The organism is Polaribacter sp., from assembly GCF_024639685.1.
Taxonomy (GTDB): Bacteria; Bacteroidota; Bacteroidia; order Flavobacteriales; family Flavobacteriaceae; genus Polaribacter.
This window is the reverse complement of record NZ_JAHEHX010000002.1, coordinates 111,835-132,750: the sequence shown is the minus strand read 5'-3', so window position 1 is coordinate 132,750 and position 20,916 is coordinate 111,835. Positions and strand designations below refer to the sequence as shown.

General features: G+C 30.4%; 21 protein-coding genes. 9 read left to right on the top strand and 12 right to left on the bottom strand.

Annotated elements, in window-relative coordinates:
- Positions 1 to 20 precede the first annotated feature (20 nt).
- From Q0L44_RS01865 to Q0L44_RS01850, 4 genes are all read right to left on the bottom strand, one after another.
- On the bottom strand, positions 21 to 227 hold the full coding sequence (locus tag Q0L44_RS01865) for a helix-turn-helix transcriptional regulator (RefSeq protein WP_296634463.1): 207 nt from the start codon (positions 225 to 227) through the stop codon (positions 21 to 23).
- Position 228: 1 nt separating this feature from the next.
- Positions 229 to 744, bottom strand: a complete 516-nt coding sequence (locus Q0L44_RS01860) for a DUF2975 domain-containing protein (RefSeq protein ID WP_296634461.1) — start codon at positions 742 to 744, stop codon at positions 229 to 231.
- Positions 745 to 920: 176 nt separating this feature from the next.
- Positions 921 to 1,355, bottom strand: a complete 435-nt coding sequence (umuD, locus tag Q0L44_RS01855) for a translesion error-prone DNA polymerase V autoproteolytic subunit (protein ID WP_296634459.1) — start codon at positions 1,353 to 1,355, stop codon at positions 921 to 923.
- A 39-nt stretch (positions 1,356 to 1,394) separates the two neighbouring features.
- Positions 1,395 to 2,903 (bottom strand): PLP-dependent aminotransferase family protein, encoded by a 1,509-nt coding sequence (locus Q0L44_RS01850; protein ID WP_296634719.1) that lies wholly within the window; start codon positions 2,901 to 2,903, stop codon positions 1,395 to 1,397.
- Between the two features lie 67 nt (positions 2,904 to 2,970).
- Here Q0L44_RS01850 and Q0L44_RS01845 point away from each other — a divergent pair, with 67 nt between their 5' ends.
- A complete protein-coding gene (locus Q0L44_RS01845; RefSeq protein ID WP_296634456.1) occupies positions 2,971 to 4,794 on the top strand; it encodes a TonB-dependent receptor in 1,824 nt (607 codons plus the stop codon).
- A 232-nt stretch (positions 4,795 to 5,026) separates the two neighbouring features.
- Here Q0L44_RS01845 and rseP read toward each other — a convergent pair whose 3' ends face one another.
- Positions 5,027 to 6,373 (bottom strand): RIP metalloprotease RseP, encoded by a 1,347-nt coding sequence (gene rseP / locus Q0L44_RS01840; protein WP_296634454.1) that lies wholly within the window; start codon positions 6,371 to 6,373, stop codon positions 5,027 to 5,029.
- Positions 6,374 to 6,544: 171 nt separating this feature from the next.
- On the opposite strand from rseP, the gene Q0L44_RS01835 reads away from it, so the two are divergent.
- The 4 genes from Q0L44_RS01835 (at position 6,545) to Q0L44_RS01820 (ending at position 10,354) form a co-directional block, all read left to right on the top strand.
- The gene (locus Q0L44_RS01835) at positions 6,545 to 7,225 is read left to right on the top strand and encodes an SCO family protein (protein ID WP_296634717.1); all 681 of its coding nucleotides are present in this window, start codon (positions 6,545 to 6,547) and stop codon (positions 7,223 to 7,225) included.
- Between the two features lie 53 nt (positions 7,226 to 7,278).
- On the top strand, positions 7,279 to 7,509 hold the full coding sequence (locus tag Q0L44_RS01830; protein ID WP_296634451.1) for a FeoA family protein: 231 nt from the start codon (positions 7,279 to 7,281) through the stop codon (positions 7,507 to 7,509).
- Positions 7,509 to 9,620, top strand: coding sequence for a ferrous iron transport protein B (feoB, locus tag Q0L44_RS01825; protein ID WP_296634449.1), 2,112 nt, complete (start codon positions 7,509 to 7,511; stop codon positions 9,618 to 9,620). The genes Q0L44_RS01830 and feoB overlap by 1 nt, the downstream gene beginning before the upstream one ends.
- A 191-nt stretch (positions 9,621 to 9,811) precedes the next feature.
- Positions 9,812 to 10,354: a DUF2911 domain-containing protein gene (locus Q0L44_RS01820; protein ID WP_296634448.1), complete on the top strand. Its 543-nt coding sequence runs from the start codon at positions 9,812 to 9,814 to the stop codon at positions 10,352 to 10,354.
- A 62-nt stretch (positions 10,355 to 10,416) separates the two neighbouring features.
- On the opposite strand, the gene galE is transcribed toward Q0L44_RS01820, so the two are convergent.
- A complete protein-coding gene (gene galE / locus Q0L44_RS01815; protein ID WP_296634446.1) occupies positions 10,417 to 11,430 on the bottom strand; it encodes a UDP-glucose 4-epimerase GalE in 1,014 nt (337 codons plus the stop codon).
- Between the two features lie 41 nt (positions 11,431 to 11,471).
- A complete protein-coding gene (locus tag Q0L44_RS01810) occupies positions 11,472 to 12,635 on the bottom strand; it encodes a DegT/DnrJ/EryC1/StrS family aminotransferase (RefSeq protein WP_296634444.1) in 1,164 nt (387 codons plus the stop codon).
- Positions 12,636 to 12,708: 73 nt separating this feature from the next.
- Between Q0L44_RS01810 and Q0L44_RS01805 the strand changes: the two genes are divergently transcribed.
- A complete protein-coding gene (locus tag Q0L44_RS01805; RefSeq protein ID WP_296634441.1) occupies positions 12,709 to 15,090 on the top strand; it encodes a penicillin acylase family protein in 2,382 nt (793 codons plus the stop codon).
- Positions 15,091 to 15,096: 6 nt separating this feature from the next.
- On the opposite strand, the gene Q0L44_RS01800 is transcribed toward Q0L44_RS01805, so the two are convergent.
- From Q0L44_RS01800 to Q0L44_RS01780, 5 genes are read right to left on the bottom strand one after another with little or no spacing between them, the layout of a single operon-like run.
- Positions 15,097 to 15,834, bottom strand: coding sequence for a nitroreductase family protein (locus tag Q0L44_RS01800; protein ID WP_296634438.1), 738 nt, complete (start codon positions 15,832 to 15,834; stop codon positions 15,097 to 15,099).
- A 7-nt stretch (positions 15,835 to 15,841) separates the two neighbouring features.
- Positions 15,842 to 16,876 carry an alkane 1-monooxygenase gene (locus tag Q0L44_RS01795; RefSeq protein ID WP_296634435.1) on the bottom strand — a complete coding sequence of 345 codons (1,035 nt, stop codon included), beginning with the start codon at positions 16,874 to 16,876 and terminating at the stop codon, positions 15,842 to 15,844.
- Between the two features lie 28 nt (positions 16,877 to 16,904).
- The gene (locus tag Q0L44_RS01790) at positions 16,905 to 17,591 is read right to left on the bottom strand and encodes an RluA family pseudouridine synthase (protein ID WP_296634433.1); all 687 of its coding nucleotides are present in this window, start codon (positions 17,589 to 17,591) and stop codon (positions 16,905 to 16,907) included.
- A 17-nt stretch (positions 17,592 to 17,608) separates the two neighbouring features.
- Positions 17,609 to 18,220, bottom strand: a complete 612-nt coding sequence (gene yihA, locus Q0L44_RS01785) for a ribosome biogenesis GTP-binding protein YihA/YsxC (RefSeq protein WP_296634430.1) — start codon at positions 18,218 to 18,220, stop codon at positions 17,609 to 17,611.
- A gap of 13 nt (positions 18,221 to 18,233) precedes the next feature.
- The gene (locus Q0L44_RS01780; protein WP_296634427.1) at positions 18,234 to 18,998 is read right to left on the bottom strand and encodes an alpha/beta hydrolase; all 765 of its coding nucleotides are present in this window, start codon (positions 18,996 to 18,998) and stop codon (positions 18,234 to 18,236) included.
- A 205-nt stretch (positions 18,999 to 19,203) separates the two neighbouring features.
- On the opposite strand from Q0L44_RS01780, the gene mraZ reads away from it, so the two are divergent.
- The 3 genes from mraZ to Q0L44_RS01765 are packed head-to-tail and all read left to right on the top strand — an operon-like array spanning position 19,204 to position 20,880.
- The gene (gene mraZ / locus Q0L44_RS01775) at positions 19,204 to 19,671 is read left to right on the top strand and encodes a division/cell wall cluster transcriptional repressor MraZ (RefSeq protein WP_296634425.1); all 468 of its coding nucleotides are present in this window, start codon (positions 19,204 to 19,206) and stop codon (positions 19,669 to 19,671) included.
- Positions 19,658 to 20,554 carry a 16S rRNA (cytosine(1402)-N(4))-methyltransferase RsmH gene (rsmH, locus tag Q0L44_RS01770; RefSeq protein WP_296634421.1) on the top strand — a complete coding sequence of 299 codons (897 nt, stop codon included), beginning with the start codon at positions 19,658 to 19,660 and terminating at the stop codon, positions 20,552 to 20,554. Before mraZ ends, rsmH begins: the two co-directional genes overlap by 14 nt.
- Positions 20,554 to 20,880 carry an FtsL-like putative cell division protein gene (locus Q0L44_RS01765; RefSeq protein ID WP_296634419.1) on the top strand — a complete coding sequence of 109 codons (327 nt, stop codon included), beginning with the start codon at positions 20,554 to 20,556 and terminating at the stop codon, positions 20,878 to 20,880. Before rsmH ends, Q0L44_RS01765 begins: the two co-directional genes overlap by 1 nt.
- Positions 20,881 to 20,916 lie beyond the last annotated feature (36 nt).

Sequence of the window (20,916 nt, the reverse complement as noted above, 5' to 3'; positions counted from 1 at the left end):
AAATTCGGAGTTTTTATGTCTTAATCTTCTTGATACTCTAATATATCTGCAGGTTGGCAATCTAAGGCTTTACAAATAGCCTCTAATGTAGAAAAACGAACAGCTTTTGCTTTTCCCGATTTTAAGACAGATAGGTTTGCTGTGGTTATGCCAATAATTTTAGCCAACTCTTTGCTGCGCATTTTGCGTTTTGCAAGCATTACATCTAAATTTACAATAATTGCCATATTATATGGTTAAATCGTTTTCTTGTTTTAGCTCTCGTCCTAGTTTAAAAACTACTTTTAAAATAGAAAAGAATATTATTGCTAAAGGATAATAAAATACAATATTTAAAGAGGCACTTCTTTTCGTTAAAAAATGCGATGTGTTATTATCAAAAACCATCGTTAAAGGTTTTATTGTAAATCCTTTTAGAAGAAAATTTAGAATAAATAAGTTTATAATTAAATAAATAATTTTATTTAGAATTTTAATATTTTTTTCAAAAAACAAGATAAAACTATTAGTGTTTTTTAGGAATTTGTTTAAAAAGAAAAGTATAAAGAAGAAACCTGTAAACATTATCACCTTAGACCAAATAACATATGCTTTATAATAATCATTTAATAAATTGAAATGATAAAGCTGATTTGTTTCTTTCCAATCATCATATGTTTGAGGGATTTCATTTACATCAAAATTAAAGATGATATCTCTATTTGTGTTAATTGTTAAACTATTATAGTTTTCTGGAGCAGTCATAGAATGGAAATAGACAAAAATGAGGACTAGACATATAATTATTTGAATGCTCATTAAAAATTTTAAAAAGTAAGATGCTATTTTTAATTTATTAGTTGTTTTCATTTCATACATTATAACAATGCAAATATATAAAAATATCGAAAAACAATAATAAAATATTCTAAAAAAATAATTTATACTTTTTTAATAACGTTAGTTACAATACCCCAAATCATAAAATCATTATCTTCTGTAATGTTTATAATTGGGTAATTGGGGTTTTCTGGTTGCAGCCAAATTTCATCATTTTTTACTCGTAACCGTTTTACTGTAAATTCACCATCAATATAACAAACTGCAATTTTTTTATCTACAGGTTCTAAACTTCTATCAATAACCAACAAGTCATCATGATTTAGACCTGCATTTATCATAGATTGACCTCTTACTTTTGCATAAAAAGTCGTGTTTTTATTTTTGATAAGAGATTCATCTAAAGAAATTTTTTCGCCAACAATATCTTCTGTATTTGAAGGGAATCCTGCAGAAATTCCAGTATCAATTAATAATGCACCTTCATGTGGCGTTTTTTCTGGTTTAAAAAAAATAAGATTGCTTGTTATGTCCATGAGTATGCAAATTAAAACGTTTATCTAAATATAATGATTTTAAACAGGTATTTTATGGGTATTAATGCTTTCGTACGCATTTTTTAATATGTAAACGACTTTTCCCAATTCTTCCTTATTTAAATGACCAAAGCCAAATCGAATAGCACAATTAGATTTAGTTTGATATAAAATAGTTTTAGGCAAAAATAAATTATTTTTTTCAGCTTCTTTAGCCAATTTTACTAAAGGAATATTTTGTGTAAAAGATAACCAAACGGCTAAACCTCCATTAGGAATTTTCCAAGTAGCAATATTTTTAAATTGATGAGTAAGTAATTGATGTAAGTAATCTCTTCGTTCTTTATAGACTACAATATTTTTTTGCATTAATATATAAATTTCACCCTCATTAATAAGTTCAGATAACATTTGTTGCTGTATAAGATCTCCTTGCTCATCTATTAAGTAAAGATAATTCTTAGCTTCCTGAATTAAGTTCTCTGGAGCAATTACAAACCCTGTTTGAAAGCTTGGAAATAATGATTGGCCGAGTTTACCTAAGTAAATTATCAATCCATTTTCGTCTGAATTTACCATTGGTAAATTAGGAGAGCCATCAAATTGAAAATCATAATCAAAATCATCTTCAATAATGGCAAAGCCAAATTCTTTGGCCAATTCCAGTAATGCTTTTCTTCTATTATAGGATAAGGTAGTAGTCGTAGGGTAATCTCTGTGGGCACAAACATAAACAGACCTAATGCTACTTTTAATAAAATTTTTTCTGATAAATTCTACATCTAAACCTTCTTCATCAACAGGTATTGTTATCAGCTTAGCACCTACCTGCTGAAAAATCATGTTTGAAGCGTAATTACTTAATTCGCCTACCAAAACAACATCATCTTTCTGAATTAAAAGCTGAGATACAATGTACAAACTCATCTCAGTACTTCTTGTGTTAATTAAGTTTTTTGGACTTACATTTAAGCCTCTTGTAGCATTTAAATAATTACATAATTGTGTTTGAAACATAGAAAGTGAAGCCTCTTGTGGTCTGTTCCATTTTTTAATTAAAGTTTTTCGTTTCATGGCTGCACTATACCATCTTGTAAATTGATGTACAGGATGCAAACGTAAGTCTGGCTTACCATCATTTATAGAGTATTTTGCTTCTGTTGATTGCACTGTAGACGCCAAGTGAAACGATTTTTGAAAATGGAATCCAGTAGTTTCAGAAATCGTAGATTTTGTAGAAAAATCAGTCTTACTCTTTTTGTTAGTAGAAGTTGTTTTTCTGACAGATACAAACGTTCCTTTATTGGGTTTTATGTCTACCCAACCTTGTGAAGCTAACTCATCATAAATTGCAACAGCAGTATTTCTGTGTATTTGTAAAGTTTTAGCTAGCGCTCTTGTGCCGGGTAATTTTGTCTTTTCTAGAATTATTTTTCTTTGAAATAGGCCAATAAAATTTTGAGCAGCCTGAATGTAAATTGCTTGCGTTTTAGATTTATCAAAATTGATGTTATTTTGAATTATCGATAAAAGTGGACTATCTTCCATGTGCAAAACCGGACTATTAAATTTATCCATAAAGTTACGATTTTTGCAGTAGATTTAACTTTATATTATGAAAATTAAAAATTCTCTATTACTTGTTATTATTTTAACCAGTTCTTCTTTATTTAGAGCTCAATCAAATACGATACAGAACGATACATTAAAAGAGGTTGTAATTACATCAACTAGAATAGACATTCCTTTTAAAGAAAACTCTAGAACTATTAAAATTGTGACTAGTAAAAACATTGCAAATAGTGCCGCAACCAATGTTGCAGATCTTTTACAATTAGTAGCAGGTGTAGATATTAGAAGAAGAGGTACTGCAGGTAGTCAAGCAGATTTATATATTAGAGGTGGTGGTTTTGATCAAACCTTATTATTGATTGATGGTATTAAAATGGATGATGCACAAACTGGGCACCACACCATGAATGCTGCTTTGCCTATAGAAGTAATAGAAAGAATAGAAATTATAAAGGGTCCTGCTGCCAGAGTTTTTGGGCAAAATGCATTTACAGGAGCTATAAATATTGTTACAAAAAAGAATTTAGAAAACACAGTTTCTGCAAATCTAGAAGCAGGTTCTTTTGGCCAATTAAATGGTTCTGTAACTGTTGGTAAAGAGTTTAAGAATTCGTCTTTTATTGCACATGTTGGTGCTTTAACTTCTGACGGTTACAGAAATAATTCAGATTATGATAACAACAATTATTTCTTAAAAGGAATTTTTAATAAAAAGGAGCAACCTATAGAAGTAATTGCTACTTTTTTTGATAAAAAATTTGGTGCAAACGGTTTTTATGCAAGTGCAACTGCCACTGAACAATATGAAGAAACGCAAAGTAGTTTGTTAGGTGCTTCTACTGTTTTTAAAACGGAAAAATTTAAAATTACACCAAGAGTTTATTGGAAAAGAGGTCAAGATGATTATGTGTATATAAGAGACAATCCAAGTGTGTATAGAAACTTGCATATTACTAATAAGGTAGGTTTAGAAACAAATGCTTCTTACACATCAAATTTAGGAGTTACAGGTTTTGGAGTAGATATTTCTAGAGTTTTTATTAGCAGTAATAATTTGGGAAATAGAAAAAGAACCATGGTAAATTTGTTTTTAGAACACCGTTTTAAATTAGTAGATGACAAAATAGATATTACTCCTGGAGTTGCGGTTACTTATTTTTCTGATTTTAAATTCCATGCTTTTCCAGGATTAGACATTGGTTTTAATTTGTCTGATAATTTAAAAGCTTATGGTAATTTAGGGGTTACGTATAGAATACCAACATATACAGATTTGTTTTATAATGACAGAAGTACTATTGGTAACGAAAATTTAAAACCAGAAGAAGCATTTGCGCAAGAAATTGGATTGAAATATAATTCAGATAGATTTACAACTTCTATAGCATTTTTTAATAGAGATGCTGATAATTTAATTGATTTTATTAGATTCGATTTAAACTCAAAGTATGCTGCAACTAATATTCCAAAATTTAATACAAAAGGTTTTGAGTTTAATGCAGATTACCGTTTTAAAATTAATCAATTTAAACAAACTCTATCATTTGGATATAGTTTTTTAGATGATAATTTTACAGAAGAAAAGAAAGAATTTTCGCGTTATTCTTTAAGCACCTTAAAGCACCAATTTATAACTTGTTTTGCAAGTAAGCTGTTTAAAAATGTAAGACAAAATATTATATATAAACATGCAGAACGAACTATTGGTAAAAGTTATAATGTTTGGGATGCTTCTGTAATTGTAGATTTTAATAAATTTAGTTTTACTGTAACTGCTAATAATATATTTGATGCAGATTATATAGAAACGGGTTATGTGCCAATGCCAGGTACTTCTGTTTTATTTGGTTTACGTTATAATCTTTAGAGGAATATTTAGGTATAAATATTCATTTAACCATTGCACTATTTTTTAGCGCAATGGTTTTTTTACGAATTATAATTAAACATTTTTAGCACCACTGCTATCAAATAGATTTGTTTTAAAGAACAAGAGATAGTTGAAAAAAGTTGACTAAAACTGTTTAGTGTAATAATTTTCGCTCTATATAAGTATAAAAAAACCTTACTAGAAGTAAGGTTTTTCTTATTTGTTGAATTTACTTTAGTAACCTAAATAAATCATTTCCGTTTGCAAATAGAAGTAGTGCTATCAATAAAACAAAACCTACTAACTGTGCATATTCTAAAAATTTATCTCTTGGTTTTTTTCCAGTAATCATTTCCCAAAGTGTAAACACAACATGACCACCATCTAAAGCTGGTATTGGTAATAAGTTCATAAAACCTAACATAATGGATAAGAAAGCGGTTATGTTCCAAAAAGATACTGCACTCCATTCATCTGGGAAAATACTTCCTATAGAAATAAAACCACCTAAGCCTTTGTAAGCTCCTGTGCTAGGATTAAATATTTTCTTTAATTGTTTTACGTAATCAGTTAAAGTTTTCCATGATTTATTAACTCCTGCTGGAATTGCTTCTCCAAATGAATATTCAATATCGGCTAGGTCATAATATCCTAATTTTTCTAAATCAGATAATGGAACAGCGGTAAAAACAACTCCTAAAGTCCCTTGCTCTGTAACTTGTAAATTAAGTTCTTTATTTGTATTGTTTCTTACTACAGTGGCAGTTACTTCTTGGCCTTTATACATATCTAAAATACGCTTAGCTTCATCATAATATTTTAAAGGCGTTCCGTTTATGCTTATTAAGATGTCCTTAGCTTCTAGTGTGCTTTCTAAATTTGGTGAATCTTCAGAAATTTGACCTATAACAAAAGGGTAGCGTGGGTATAAAAAAGGGCCTGCATTTTTACCTCTGTCCATTAATTGAGAAATAAAATCTGTAGGTATATCTTGGTATAGTATTTCTCCATTTCTTTCAACTTCAAAACGATTACCATTAATAAATTCTAAAGATAAATTGGCGAATTTTTTAATCTTTTGACCATCTATCGTTAAAATTTTATCACCAGTTTGTAATCCTAAATTCATAGCTAAAGAGTCTTGTACCCAGACCCCATCTTTTACATTATCATTTGGTAAATATTGTTCTCCATATGAATACATTAACATGATGTAGATAAAGATACCTAGTACAAAGTTTACGAAAACACCACCTAACATGATAATTAAACGTTGCCATGCTGGTTTTGATCTAAACTCCCAAGGCTGAGCAGGTTGTTTCATTTGTTCAGTATCCATGCTTTCATCAATCATTCCAGATATTTTTACATACCCTCCTAAAGGAATCCAACCAATACCGTAAACGGTTTCCCCCACTTTTTTCTTTAGAATAGAAAATTTGTAATCGAAGAATAAATAAAATTTTTCTACTCTTGTTTTAAATAATTTTGCAGGGATAAAATGCCCCAATTCGTGCAAAACAATTAATAATGATAAGCTTAAAATGAATTGTGATGCTTTTATTATGATTTCCATTTGGTGTTTCCTCTAATTTATAAAAGCCACAAAGGTACATTTTTAATGAGAGTTTAAAAAGTAAACTTAAACCCAGTATTTGTAAATTAACAGTCTTTTAAGTTACAAAGACATATGACCGCTTTTTTCTGATTTTTTTAAACCGTAAATTTGTATAATATTATATGTACTATGGATGTTACCTTTTTTAAAAAAAGTAAGGCTACTTTAATTTTTTTAGTCATTTTTTCTGCAATAACTGTCCCTGTGTTTTATCACTTATTAAAAGTAGATAAGAAGTTAAAAGTATATAGTCCTTCAGATGTAAACCCAAGTTTGGTGCACGAATCGATGAAGCACATAACTAAAGACCATACCATTGCAAATTTTGAATTGATTAATCAGAATGGAGAAAACATAACTCAGAAAGACTATAATAATAAAATTTACATTGCTGATTTCTTTTTTACAAGATGCACCAATATCTGTTTAACAATGGCATATCATATGAACGAGCTTCAAGAATATTATAAAGCTGATAATGATATTATGTTTCTAAGTCATTCAGTTACACCAGTTATGGATAGTGTTCCTGTATTAAAAGAATATGCAAAATATAAAGGTGTTATTGATGGTAAATGGAATGTAACCACAGGTGCTAAAAAACACATATACGAGTTAGCAAGAAAAAGTTATTTTGCTGTAATAGAAGATGGTGATGGAGGAGAAGATGACTTTATTCATACAGAGCAATTTGTTTTGGTAGACAAAGAAAGACGCATACGTGGGTATTATGATGGGACTAACAACGAAGACATGCAAAAGTTGAAAGATGATATGGTTTTGTTAAAAGAAGAATATGAACGCAAATAACTTGTTTAGAATCATTCTAAAGTATTATCTTTGCTAACCAAATAAAAAATCTTTTGAATACAATTGCATCTTTAAATATTGGGGAAATTGGTTATATATCTGAAGAATCTTTAGAGATAATTCCATTAAAGTTATTAGAAATGGGTTGTTTGCCTGGGGCTGAAGTAGAGTTAATACAGCAAGCACCTCTAAAAGATCCAATTTATATATGCGTAAATGGTAGTCATTTAGCTATTAGAAAAGAGACTGCAGCAATTATTCAAATCCTTAAAAGCGAAATTTAATGTCTAAAAACGATATCAAAATTGCTTTAATAGGTAATCCAAATACAGGTAAAACTTCATTGTTTAATCAACTTACAGGTTTAAACCAAAAAGTTGGTAATTATCCAGGTGTTACTGTAGATAAAAAGCTAGGTAAAAGTAAACTGTCTGCTACACAAAATGCAATCATTACAGATTTACCAGGTACATACAGTATAAATCCAACTTCTTTAGATGAAAGTATCGTTTTAAAAACGTTACTTAAAAAAGACATTGCAGCATCTCCAGATGTAATTTTAGTAGTTGCAGATGTCGAAAATTTAAAACGTAATCTTTTACTTTTTTCTCAAATTAAGGATTTAGAAATACCAACTGTATTGGCTATTAATATGGTAGATCAAATGAATAGAAAAGGCATTTCTATCGATTTATCACTCTTAAAAAAAGAGTTAAATACAGAGGTTGTTTTAATTAGTGCAAGAAAAAATGAAGGTATTCAAGACGTTAAAGAAGCAATAATTCGTTGTCATGTTGTAGCAAAAGCATCCCCTTTATGTGGTATCAATTCTAAGATAGATCCAGATTATTTTGAAAATCTCAAGAAAATAAGCCCCAATTACTCTTTGTATGAATTGTGGTTAATGGTAACTCAAAATAATTATCCAGATACCATTACAAAAGAAGAGAAAGAAAAGTTGTTGTCTTTTAAGAAAGATGTTCCTAAATTAAAAAAATATCAACATAAAGAAACGATTTACAGATATCAAGAAATTAATAAAATACTAAAGAAAACCTACATTGTAGATAAATCTAAAGCAAAAGATTTACGAAGTAGGTTAGATAAAATATTTACACACAAGATATTTGGTTATGCTATTTTCTTTTTGATTTTACTCATCATTTTTCAATCTATATTTGATATAGCTTCTGTACCTATGGATTTTATTGACGGTATTTTTGCTGAACTTGCAAACTTTACAAGAAATAGCTTGCCTGAAGGCGTCTTTACAGATTTATTAACAGAAGGAATTATTCCTGGAATTGGAGGGGTTGTAATTTTTATTCCGCAAATAGCTATCTTATTTCTGTTTATAGCCATTTTAGAGGAAACTGGTTACATGAGTCGAGTTGTGTTTTTAATGGATAAAATCATGAGACGGTTTGGTATGAATGGTAAAAGTGTAATTCCTTTAATTTCTGGAACTGCTTGCGCGATACCTGCAATAATGGCAACAAGAACCATAAGTAGCTGGAAAGAACGTTTAATTACCATTTTAGTTACACCATTTACTACTTGTTCTGCTCGGTTACCAGTTTACGCAATTTTGATAGCACTAATTATTCCTGACACTAAAATATTAGGGTTCTTAAATTTACAAGGTTTGGTTTTATTGTTGTTGTATGCACTCGGTTTTGCTTCTGCAATTTTAGGAGCATACATTTTAAATAAAACTTTAAAAATAAAGGCAAGGTCATTTTTTGTGATAGAAATGCCAAATTATAAACTACCATCCTTTAAAAATGTGTTTTACGAAGTTGTAGAAAAAACAAAAGCATTTGTTTTTGGCGCTGGTAAAATAATATTAGCATTATCTGTAATTCTTTGGTTTTTGGCTTCTAATGGAGGTGATGAGTTTAAGAATGCAGAACAAACTGTAATTGCCAAAGTTGAAAATCAGAATTTAAGTCAAGAAGAGATTCAGCAAAGAATAGCATCAACCAAATTAGAGAAATCGTACATTGGTATGTTGGGTAAATCTATAGAGCCAGCTATAAAGCCTTTGGGTTATGACTGGAAAATTGGTATCGCATTAATAACATCATTTGCAGCTCGTGAAGTTTTTGTAGGTACTTTAGCTACAATTTATAGTGTTCAAGCAGATGATGAAGATACAACTACCATTAAACAAAAAATGGCTTCAGAGATAAACCCAGATACAGGTAAAAAGCAATTTAATTTCCCTGTAGGTATATCTTTAATGGTGTTTTATGCTTTTGCTATGCAGTGTATGGCAACATTAGCCATTGTGAAACGTGAAACAAAAACTTGGAAGTGGCCTTTAATTCAATTATTTGGAATGGCATTTTTAGCCTATGTTTCCTCTTTATTAACCTATCAAATATTAAGTTAATGCAAGAAGTTATTGTTTATGTTTTGTTAGCATTTGCACTACTTTTTTTAGTTAAAAAATATGTATTGCCTACAAGACAATCTAAAGGTTGTAGTTCAGACTGCAATTGTCATTAAAAAATAAGTCGCTTTTGTGCAAGGTTTTATAACTTTGGAAGACAGAGATACAACAAAAACTAAAATTTAATAAACATGAAAAAAGCAGTTTTTACAATCGCAATTTTTACAATCGCCTTAATTTCATCTTCAGAAGTTACTGCTCAAGAATTTCCTAAAATGGATGTAAGCCCTATGGATGCTGCATCTTATCCTTCTAATTGGAGAGAAGCAGATAAACTTGTAAAGGTGATTTATAGTAGACCACAGTTAAAAGGAAGATCTTTAGACAAGTTAGCTCCAAATGGAAAAGTATGGAGAACAGGTGCAAATGAAGCTGCAGAAATTACATTTTATAAAAATGTAATGTTTGGAGATAAAAGAGTAAAGGCAGGAACCTATACTTTATTTACAATTCCTAAATATGGAAATTGGACGGTAATTTTAAGTAACCAAAAAAATGTTTGGGGTTCTTACTTTTATGATAAAAAAGAAGACGTTGCAAGAGTAGAAGCAGCGGTTTCTCAAGCTAAAAATAGTCTAGAAGCTTTTTCTATTGTTTTTGATGGTGAAGATGAAGAAGCAATGATGCATTTAGGCTGGGGGAAAACCAGAGTTTCTGTTCCTGTTAAAGGGTAATTGAAATTTGCTTCAATAAAAAAACCTCAAAAGCATTATGGTGTTTTTGAGGTTTTCTTTTTTTAAACAGATTGTTTTTGTTGCCATTGCCAAGCAGAACGTAAGGCTTCATCTAGCTCAATTTCTGTTTTCCAATTCAATTCGTTATTTGCAATTGTAGTATCTGCATAGCAAGACATTACATCTCCATCTCTTCTGCCTATAATTTTGTAATTCAATTTTAAGTTATTTACTTTTTCGAAGGTATGAATTACCTCTAATACAGAAGTACCTTTACCTGTTCCAATATTAAAAAACTCAAAAGACTCTTTATTCTTTTTATTGATTAATCTTTTTAAAGCTGCTATATGTGCTTTGGCTAAATCTACTACATGAATATAATCACGAATTGCAGTACCATCTTTGGTTGGGTAATCATCTCCAAAAACAGATAATTGCTCACGAATACCTGCAGCTGTTTGTGTTACAAATGGAATTAAGTTCTGAGGAACACCCAGAGGCAATTCACCGATTTTAGCAGAAGCATGTGCACCTATTGGATTAAAATAACGTAAAGCAATTGCATTAATGCTATAAGCTTTACTTGCATCTCTTATAATTTCTTCACCAATTTTTTTAGTGTTTCCGTAAACAGATTCAGCCTTTTTAACAGGAGCATTTTCTGTTATAGGTAAATGGTTTGGTTCTCCATAGACAGTGGCAGAAGACGAGAAAATAAAATTGTCTAACTTTCTATCTCTTAGTTCTTGCAACATGTAAATTAAAGAGCTTAAATTATTTTCGTAATAATCTAATGGTTTCGCTATACTTTCACCAACAGCTTTAAAAGCTGCAAAATGAATTACACCATCTATATCATGAGCGTCAAAAACAGTTTTAATATCACTTTTAACTCGAACATCTGCTTTGTGAAATGTTGGCTTTACGCCTGTAATATCTGTAATGCTGTCTAAAACTGATAAGGTGGTGTTAGATAGGTCGTCTATAATTACAACTTCAAAACCTTCGTTTTGTAGTTCAACTACTGTGTGAGAGCCTATAAATCCTAGACCTCCTGTTACTAAAATCTTTTTCATTGGTTAACTTTTTAAAAAAAGGTTAATTGTATCTGATGAATTTAGTTTAAAAAATCCAAAATTGTGTTAGTAATAAATTGCAATTGATCTTCCTCTAATTCTGTGTGCATAGGTAATGAAATAACCGTTTTTATTAATTCATTAGTCACAGGGAAATCTGCTTCATAATATCTGTCATCTTTATATGCTTTTTGGGCATGTAAAGCTACAGGATAATATATAGCATTTGGAATTTCTTTACTCAACAAATGTTTATGTAAAGCATCTCTTTGACCGTTTGTTATTTGTAAAGTATATTGATGAAATACATGACAATCACAAACCTCGCAAATTTGGCCACAGTTGGCTGTTTTGTTAGATTGTGCAGTTGGTGTTACAATTGCAGAATGATTTGCAAAAGCATTATTGTAAAAACGAGCCGCATTTCTTCTAGCAGTACAATAGGTATCTAAATGAGGTAATTTTGCTTTTAAAACTCCTGCTTGTATAGAGTCTAGTCTAGAATTTACACCTACAACATCATGATAATAGCGCTCATACATTCCATGGTTTACAATTCCACGAATGGTGTGTGCCAGCTCATCATTATTTGTAAAAATAGCACCTCCATCTCCATAACAACCTAGGTTTTTAGATGGAAAAAAAGAAGTAGTACCTACATCTCCAATAGTACCTGCTTTTTGTTGAGCACCATCTTTAAAGGTGTAGTTCGCTCCAATTGCTTGTGCATTATCTTCAATAACAAATAGATTGTGTTCTTTTGCTATTTCTAAAATGGCATCCATATTTGCAACTTGCCCAAATAAATGAACAGGGACTATAGCTTTTGTTTTTGGTGTTATTGCCTTTTTTAAAGCATCTATGTCTATATTAAAGGTTTTCTTGTCAACATCAACCAAAACAGGTGTTAATTTTAACAACGCAATTACTTCTACAGTTGCTGCAAATGTAAAATCTACAGTAATAACTTCATCACCTTGCTCTAATCCTAAGCCCATCATTGCTATTTGCAAAGCATCTGTTCCATTTGCACAAGGGATAACATGTTTTACATTTAAATAAGCCTCTAAATCTTTCTGAAAATCTTTAACTAAAGGGCCATTTATATAAGAAGATGAGTTTAAAACATCTTGTATTGTGTTGTCTACAGTTTCTTTTATCTGTTGATATTGTTTTTGCAAATCAACCATTTGAATTTTATTCATAAATCATCAAATTGTTAGTGTATCAAAAATACAACATAATTATTTTATCTTTGGCTACATCAAAACTTTTCAAATGAAATTTATCAAAAAAACTTTAAAAGTTATTTTAGTTTTAATAGTGCTTGTAGTTTTAGGTGCATGGATGTATTCTAAAAGTTATCAACCTAATTATTCTGGAGAATTAAAATTAAATAATTTATCTGATGAAGTAACGGTTTATTTTGATGAGGTTGGTGTTCCGCATCTTGAAGCACAAAATCAGCAAGATGCATATACTGCTTTGGGTTACGTTCATGCACAAGACCGATTATGGCAAATGGAGCTGATTAGACGAATTGCTTCTGGTAGATTGTCTGAAATATTTGGAAAAGATTTGTTACAAACAGATGTGTTTTTTTCGGGTTTAGGTATAGAAGAAGCTGCTGAAAAAACCATTGCAACAATAGATAAAAATAGTCAGTCTTATTTATCAACAGAGGCTTATTTAAATGGAATTAACCAATACATAAACGAAGGTAAAACTCCTATAGAGTTCTCTTTAGTAGGTGTAGAAAAAGAAAACTATACAATTAAAGATGTTTACAATGTGTTTGGTTATATGGCTTTCAGTTTTGCTGTAGCCCATAAAACAGATCCTCTTTTAACGGAGATAAAAGAGAAGTTAGGTGATGCATATTTGAATGAAATAATGACGACTGATCTTAATGAGTTAACCATAAATAAATACGAGACTAAAGAAATTAAGGGTAAACTTTCTGCAGCAGTAAGTAGATTGATGGATAAATTACCAGTGTCTACTTTTATTGGGAGTAACTCTTGGGTAATAGCACCAGAAAAAACTAAGAACGGAAAAGTGCTTTTTGCAAATGATCCTCATATTGGTTATTCACAACCTTCTGTTTGGTACGAAAATCATATAAAAACTCCAGATTTTGAAATTTTCGGATTTAACATAGCCTTAATGCCATTTCCGCTTTTAGGGCATAATAGAGAATATGCTTATGGTTTAACCATGTTAGCTAATGATGATTTAAATTTTTATGTAGAGGAAAACAATGTCGATAATGACAATCAATATAAAACCTCAGAAGGTTATAAAGATTACAAACTATTAAGTAAAAACATAAAAATTAAAGATGAAGCTGATACTACTTTTATTGTAAAAGTATCTAAACATGGCCCCATAATGAATGGTTTAATTTCTCATATGAACGGCGATAGACCTATAGCCATGCATTGGTTATATACGCAATTAAAAAATGAGCAATTAGATGTTTCTTATGAAATGTCTCATACAAAATCATTATCAAAATTTAGAGAGGCTGTGGCTAAAATAAATGCTCCAGGGTTAAATGTAATGTATGGAGATGCAAAAGGAAATATAGCTTGGTTTGCCTCTGCTAAACTATATCAATTAAGAGATAGTTTGTCTTCTAAATTGTATTTAAATGGTGCTTCTGGAAATGATGAAATAACTGAATTTTTACCTTTTGATGAAAATCCGCAAGCAGTGAATCCTTCTTGGAATTACGTGTATTCTGCAAATAATCAGCCAGCTTCTGTTAGGGGTAAATTGTATCCAGGATATTATCAACCACAAGATAGAGCTAAGAGAATATCAGCTTTATTAAATAAAAAAAACGATTTTACGAAAGAAGATGTACAAAATATGATTTATGATGTGCAGTCTGCTACAGTTTCTGATATTGCAAATGATTTAATACAGTGTGTAGATCAAGAGAATTTATCTACCTCACAGAAAAAAGCAATTTTTATTCTAGAAAATTGGAATGGTGATTATCAAAAAAAAGCAATTGCACCAACTATTTACAATCGATTTTTATACGAAGTTTTAGCAGCTACTTATAAAGACGAATTAGGAGGAAGTTTCGAGTTGTTTATTAATTCTCAATTGCAAGATCAGGCATTGCCAATTCAAATTAATAGAGAAAATTCCATTTGGTGGGATAATGTAAAAACTGCATCTAGAAAAGAATCTAGAGCAGAAATTATTACCTCTTCATTTTTAGATACGTATGCTTTTTTAGAAAATCAGTTAGGAGAAAATGTTGATAATTGGTTGTGGAAAAGAGTAATTTCTTTAGAGCATGAACATGCTATTGGTAAAGCAGGTGGCATTTTAAGAAGCATTTTTAATGTTGGTCCATTTGAAACTATAGGAGGTAATGAAGTAATTAATAATCAAATTTTTAAATTAGATAGTACAGGAGTTTATAAAATTACAGCTGGCCCGTCAACAAGAAGAGTTATCGATTTTTCTGACATAGAAAACAGTTCAGCAATTTTACCAACAGGTCAATCTGGTAATGTTTTTAGTGAGCATTATAAAGATCAAGCTCAAAAATTTGTAGATGGTAAATTTGTGAAAATGAGTTTAAATGAGGAAGAAATAAAGAAAAGCGAAAATGTTTTGGTCTTACAGCCAAAAGATTAGCTTAAGCTATACTTCTTTGTAAATTTCGTTGAATGGAATTCTAAAACGTTCTCCATAAACACCTTTTGGATCTCTAATTCCACAGGAAATTATCATGTTAATTTCAGCACCAAAAGGTAAGTCTAACAAATTTTTAACCCTAAGTGTATCTGAACCCTCCATTGGGCAAGTATCATAACCTTCTGCAGCCATAGATATCATAAAGTTTTCTGCTGCTAAACCACAAGTTTTATGAGCTACAATTCTCATATCACTTTTTCTAACTTGCCTGTAAATCGGTTTGAAAAAACCAATTATTGTAACCATTATAAATTTTAAAAAACCTAGAATTCCCAAAAAATCAGCATAAGCAAAAGGTATAATTTTACCATAATAATTTCTTGCTGTTTTTTCTCTACTAGATTGTTCGCTTTTTGGGTTATCTGCTCCAAATTTTTTATCAATAAACTTTAAATTGGCTTGTGCTCGCTTTTTCCATAAATCTTTACGCGTTACAAAAATCACCAATTGCTGTGCAGTTCTTGCTGCATTTTGATTAAAACAGAAAGGCGCAATTTTACCTATAATATCTTTAGAAGTGATGTGGTAAAACTCCCACAACTGCATATTACTACTATTAGGAGCCAAAGCAGCTTGTTCTAAACATTTTTTAACAATTTCTGTTTGTATGGGGTTCTTGTCATCATAAATTCTTACTGATCTTCTGTAGTTAATTGCTGCAGAAACTGTTTTTTCTTGATTCATAAAGTATCTATGATAGCTTATTTAATTTTTTATTCATTACCCAAAACCAAATTGGCGGTATAAACGAAAGTAACATCATGCCTGGATAACCTGTTGGCATTTGCGGACTTTCTGGCAATGATTTTAATAATTGATAATGTTTAGAACCATTATAATGATGATCCGAATGTCTAGACAAATTAAAAAGTAAAACTTGCCCAACTTGATGATTACTATTCCAAGAGTGGTTTCTTTTTACACGTTCATATCTTCCATGATTGTTCTTTTTACGCAACAAACCATAATGTTCTATATAATTTACGGTCTCTAATAAAAGAATGCCAATTACTGCTGCTGCTATAAATGCGAATAGCACAAATTGCCCAAAAATAAAATAGATTAGTGCTAGTAGAAATATGTTGCAAAGTGTATATATTATCATTCTATTTTGATAATGAAATAAATCTCTATTTAAAGATTTCATGCGTTTGTTTTCTAATTGCCAAGCTTGGAAGTAACTTGTAAAATGAGAGCGAATCCAAAAAATGAATAAAACCTCGTTTTTTCTAGCAGTAGCTGCGTCTTTTGGTGTGGCAACATTATAATGATGACCTCCATTATGGTAGGGTAAAAAGTGAGTATTTAAAGATGAAAGCAATAAAATTTCGCCAATAAATTCATCAAACCTTTGGTTTCTATGTCCTAATTCGTGACCTACATTAATACCTATTACTCCACTCATGATACCCATTCCAAAAATTCTACCAAAGATTTCTGAGTTATTAAGGTTTGGTTCTTGAATTGCATAAAAAAAGAAGATTAAGAACGCAAATTGCATGGGTAGAGTTGCATATAGTAAATACGTGTATAGTTTGTTCTCTTTTTCTATTTTTTCTTCTTCTTTTGAGAGATTATGGGTGTTAGGTTTTATAAAAAACTCCAAAAGTGGAACTAATCCAAAAAAAACAAGTGCAGGTAAATAAGTAAGCCAACCTTTATTTGTAAAAGAAATGTATACTATTAATGGTAGAACTAAAATGGTAAAGTATTTTAGGGATTTCATTTAGAATTTAATTTCTTAAATATAGTAATTACTTACATGCGTTCCAAATTACATCGTTTGGTGTTGGTGCAAGAATAGAAATTTTCTCTTTAGCAACAGGATGTATAAATTCTATTTTTCTGGCATGTAAATGAATACTTCCATCTTTGTTACTTCTGTTAAAACCATATTTTAAATCGCCTTTAATAGGATATCCTATATTAGATAATTGCGCTCTAATTTGATGATGTCTTCCTGTTTCTAAATCAATTTCTAAGAGTGCGTAATTGTCTAATTTTTTTAGAGTAGAATAATGTAAAATTGCTTTTTTAGAGCCTTCAATTTCCTTTTGAAAAACACTAGATTTATTATTCTTCGGATTTTTTTTCAGGTAATTGATTAATGTTACTTTTTCTTTCTTTGGATAATGTTTTACAACAGCCCAATACGTTTTATGAATTTCCTTGTCACGTAACATTTTATTTAAACGCTCTAAAGCTTTAGAGGTTCTTGCAAAAATTATAACTCCAGAAGTTGGCCTATCTAACCTATGCACTAAACCTAAATAAACATTACCAGTCTTGTTGTATTTGTCTTTAATATATTCTTTTACTACATCACTTAAAGGTTTATCACCAGTTTTATCACCCTGAGTAATATCTCCAGATCTTTTATTAACAATAATAAGATGATTGTCTTCAAAAAGTACTTGTAAGTTTTGCTTAGTAGAATGCATAACAGCTATAGCTAAATTTATTTAAAATCTTTAGCAACGTCTTCGTTTATGCCATCAATAAAATCTAGAAATTCTTTTCGGCCTAATCCTGTAGAAGAAGAGGTTAAAAAATTCATTGGTAATGTTTCCCAATGTTGTAATAATTTCTTTTTGTAAGAAGTAGTTTGCTTGTTTAATTTTGAGCTTCCTAATTTATCTGCTTTTGTAAAAACCAAACAAAACGGAATTTGATTTTCTCCTAAAAATTGCATGAAATCTAGGTCTATTTTTTGAGGATCGTGTCTAGAATCAATTAGGACAAAGGTGCAAACCAATTGTTCTCTTTCTTTAAAGTAATTCTCTATGAAATACTGAAAAATTACTCTTTTCTTTTTAGAGACTTGTGCATAACCATATCCTGGTAAATCTACCAAAAACCATTCTTCGTTAATTTTAAAGTGGTTGATTAGTTGCGTTTTACCTGGTTTTCCAGAAATTTTTGCCAAATCTTTACGCTCCATTAACATATTAATTAATGAAGATTTACCAACATTAGAACGTCCTATAAATGCATATTCTGGTATTCTATCTTTTGGAGCATTAATAACATTACTGTTACTCATTACAAATTCAGCAGACTTAATTTTCAAAATAAAATAAGTTTTATAATTTTCTAGTAGTTAGCCAGCTGTCTAAAATTTGATTAAAAGTTGTAGGTCTTTCCATCATTGCAGCATGACCACATTTATCAATCCAAAATAAATCTGAGTTTGGTAATAGTTTGTAAAAATCGTCTGCTACTTCTGGTGGAGTAACACCATCTTGCTTTCCCCAAATTAAACAACTAGGAAGTGTCATTTTTGGTAAATCATTAGCCATATTATGTCTTATAGCGCTTTTGGCAATAGAAAGTGTCTTTAAGGCTTTCATTCTGTCATTTACAGTTGCATATACATCATCTACTAGTTCTTTTGTTGCCACTTTAGGGTCATAGAAAACATCTCTAACCTTTTGTTCTATATATTCATAATTTCCTCTTTTAGGGAAACTACCTCCCATTGCGTTTTCATACAGCCCTGAACTACCTGTTAGTATAAGTGCATTTACTTTTTCAAGATAGTGTTTTGTGAAATACAAAGCAATATGACCACCTAAAGAGTTTCCTAAAAGCATTGCTTTGTCAATTTTTTTAAAAGATAAAAAGTCTTGTAAATAGCTTGCCAAATTTTTAACATTAGTTTTGGCTAGTGGTAAAGTATATAAAGGTAATTCTGGGATAAGTACCCTGTAACCCTTGTTTGAAAAAAAATTAAAAGTAGCTTCAAAGTTGCTTAAAGCTCCCATTAATCCGTGTAAAACAATGATTGCAGGTCCTTCACCAGCTTCTGCATATGTAAACTTATCTTCAGTTTTTAACTTGTCAGTCATTGATTTTTATTTGAATCGCTAAGAAGCAAATGTACTTCTTTTTTATGATATAAGAATTAATTAAAAATGATCCCATTTTAGGTTATTAACAATCTCTTAAATACTATGAATGTTAAGAAATCTTTCTTTTTATTAACAAAGTGGTAAAAAGTGGTAAAAAGTGGTAATTTTTATATATTTTTGATTTTAATTAAATCTTTTTTAAGTGATTAACCTAATAGGTACATATGAATGTAAAGCAGATGCTAAAGGCAGGGTATTATTTCCTTCTGCTTTTAAAAAGCAGGTAGCGCCTATACTACAAGATGGGTTTGTTTTAAAAAAATCGGTTTTTGAGAAATGTTTAGAGTTGTATCCTTTAAAAGAATGGAACACAACTATGGCTCAAGTAAATCGCTTAAATAAGTTTAAGAAAAAAAATAATGATTTTATAAGACGTTTTACTGCTGGGGTAAAATTACTTGAGTTAGATGCAACTGGTAGAATTTTAATCCCTAAAAACCTGTCTGATTTTGCAGGGATAAAAAAGCAAGTGGTTATGTCTTCTTCAGTAAACATTATTGAAATTTGGGATAAAGATAGGTATGAGAATGCGATAGAGAATGCTGCTGAAAATTTTTCAGATTTAGCAGAGGAAGTGATGGGAAATACAGGTGAGGATGAGTTATCATAATGCAGTTTTACTAGAGGAAAGTATAAGTGGTTTAAACATTAAGGAAGATGGTGTTTATGTGGATGTGACGTTTGGTGGTGGAGGTCATTCTAAAGAAATATTAAAACGTTTAGGGAAAGACGGTAAATTATTTGCTTTTGACCAGGATCCTGATGCGCTTAAAAACGTTATAGACGACGAGCGTTTCGTTTTAATCCCTGAAAACTTCAGGTACATTTCTCGTTTTTTAAGATTTCATAGCATAAAAAAGGTAGATGGTGTTCTTGCGGATTTAGGGGTTTCTTCTCATCAGTTTGATGAAGCTGAAAGGGGTTTTTCCATCCGATTTGATGGCGATTTAGATATGCGAATGAATCAAAAATCTAAAGTTTCTGCTAAAGAATTAATTAATCAATATTCTGAAGAAAAACTTGCGGAAATTCTATTTTTATATGGAGAGTTAAGGAATTCAAGGAAGTTAGCACGAACTATTGTGCATGAAAGAAAGACTAGGGTTATTGAAACTAGTTTTCAATTGAAAGAAGTATTAAAGGCATTTTTACCAAACGCAAAAAAACATAAAATTTTAGCACAAATTTTTCAAGCGATAAGAATTGAGGTTAATGAAGAGTTATCGGTTTTAAAAGAGTTTTTAGAGCAAATACCAAATTTATTGTCTGATGATGGTAGGCTAAGTGTAATCTCTTACCACTCTCTAGAAGATAGGTTGGTCAAGCGTTTTATTAGAACTGGATTGTTTGAAGGTGAGCCTGAAAAAGATGTTTTTGGAAACTCTAATGAACCTTTAAAGAAAGTAGGGAAGTTGATTGTCCCTTCTAAAGAAGAAATAAAAGTTAATAATAGGGCAAGAAGTGCCAAGTTAAGGCTGGCTACTCTAAAGTAATGTTAAAGGTTAAGAGGAATATATATGACATTCTAAGAGGAAGTTTTCTCACAGATGAGTCCGCTTTTAGCAATTGGAAGGTTATCCTTTTTATTGTTTCCTTGCTATTAATAACAATTACAAGTGCTCATAATATTGACAAAAAAGTAATAAAGATAGCTGAACTAAATAAAAAGAAACGGGAATTAAGAGCAGCTTATGTAGATACAGGCACCATATTAATGCGAATGAAAATGGAGTCTAGTATTAGGGAAAATGCATTAAAAATTGGGTTGAAGCCCTCAGAAACTCCCCCAGAAAAGATTAAAGTAACTTATAAAGATTAAATACAATTGGCAACTCACAAAAAAAGCATACTTACA